Annotated in this window: 1 protein-coding gene; it reads right to left on the minus strand. The window is 66.0% G+C overall.

Features of this window, described 5'->3' with window-relative positions:
• The coding region (locus SB725_RS33740) for a FecR/PupR family sigma factor regulator (protein ID WP_410923762.1) at window positions 1–184 on the minus strand (184 nt) is incomplete at its 3' end.
• Between the last annotated feature and the right edge of the window lie 54 nt (window positions 185–238).

A 238-nucleotide genomic window follows, 5' to 3' on the forward strand; every position in this document is an offset into this window, starting at 1 on the left:
GCAGGCGTTGGGCAAACACTTGGGTCCGTTGCCAGGCATGTTCATGTAGCGGGTGCGCCTGGCGCCAGCTCATGCAGGCGGCCAGGGTGGCGGCACTGACGGCCGGCTCTTGCAGTTCGAGGTGCCAGTGCATGGCCTGCTCGGCCACCTCGCCCGGGATCGACGTTGCGCCCTGGCCGTTCATGGCAGGTCCAGGCTGTGGTCGAGCATGATGCACAGTGCACCTGCCTTGATGATG

The sequence above is a fragment of the Pseudomonas sp. SIMBA_041 genome, from assembly GCF_046535095.1.
Lineage (GTDB): Bacteria > Pseudomonadota > Gammaproteobacteria > Pseudomonadales > Pseudomonadaceae > Aquipseudomonas > Aquipseudomonas mucoides.